At 49.5% G+C, this 1,253-nt stretch carries 1 protein-coding gene and 1 pseudogene; both read left to right on the top strand.

Features of this window, described 5'->3' with window-relative positions:
* Nucleotides 1-75: 75 nt before the first annotated feature.
* A pseudogene (locus DVDV_RS23990) lies at nt 76-402 on the top strand (helix-turn-helix domain-containing protein); the annotation flags it as partial.
* 81 nt (nt 403-483) lie between these two features.
* A partial coding sequence (locus tag DVDV_RS21940; protein ID WP_254845499.1) for an integrase core domain-containing protein occupies nt 484-1,253 on the top strand: 770 nt, incomplete at its 3' end.

Raw genomic sequence — 1,253 nt, 5'->3', positions numbered from 1 at the left:
TACAAACCGGGTACACAGGTAACAAGTTGACTGGGTACATGGGTAACACTTTACGATCCACGGCGGAGGTGATCCATGCCGTGGAAAAAGGTGGACCCCATGGAGGAACGACTCCGATTTATTTCGGAATTCCAAGAGAGCAAATGCTCCTTGTCTGCTGTCTGTCGCCAGTTCGGCATTAGCCGGAAAACAGGATATAAATGGCTTCACCGATTTGAGCTCGGAGGTCTTGAGGCGCTTAACGAAAAAAGTCGTGCCCCACATGACTGTCCTCATAGGACTGAGGCATGGCTCATAGATGCAGTCATCGTATTGCGCCGGCAAAGACCAACCTGGGGGCCACGAAAGATAGCAGCCAAACTACTGCAACAAGGGATGGCTCCACCTGCTCCCAGTACAATTGGTGATATTCTTTCGCGAGCTGGCCTCGTAGAACCAAGAAGGACCAGTCGTCGAGTGGGCATTCGAAGTTGGCGAAGTGGTGTGACTAAACCCGAGCGGGCGAATCATGTTTGGTCGGTTGATTTCAAGGGCTGGTTTCGCACAAGAGATGGAATGCCATGCCATCCGCTGACTGTAAGTGATCTCCATAGTCGCTATTTATTGAGTTGTACGCCTCTCCACAGCCAACGCGGCGAACCTACTGAGCAAGAGTTTGGGAAGATATTTGAAGAATTTGATCTTCCTGAGATAATTAGAGTCGACAATGGATCACCCTTTGGCTCGACAGGACCCTGGGGATTAAGTCGTTTGAGTGTTGGTTGGCTGAAGCTTGGTGTCCGCGTGGAATTCATTCGACCTGGCCATCCAGAAGAGAATGGCAGCCATGAACGTATGCACCGGACCATGAAATCGGAAACAACGCGTCCACCAGAAGCAACTTTACATAAGCAGGCAATTCGACTTGAGCAATGGCGGCAAGTGTACAACGAAGAAAGACCTCATGAAGCCATTGGACAACAAGTCCCTGCGTCTTTGTACAAGCCATCAACCAAGAAATATGCTGGGAGCTTCAAGGAATTTGAGTACCCTCAGTGGTACGAACCGCGGCGTGTTCGAACAGATGGGACGATTTTTTGGAAAGGGAGGCAACGTTTTATTGGTGAAGCGTTCGCCAACTCCACGGTCGGATTAATCGAAAATGCCCTGGGCAATATCGACGTTTATCTTGGAGAATTGCCCTTAGGGGTATTAGATGGAAAGAGCGTATCAGGTCTAATTTCCAGAGGAAAAAGACTCAATACGCTCATGGA

Origin of the sequence: Desulfovibrio sp. DV, from assembly GCF_001936595.1 — a bacterium.
GTDB lineage: Bacteria > Desulfobacterota > Desulfovibrionia > Desulfovibrionales > Desulfovibrionaceae > Solidesulfovibrio.
The sequence above is the reverse complement of the archived record's forward strand: the minus strand, read 5'-3'. Positions and strand labels throughout refer to the sequence as shown.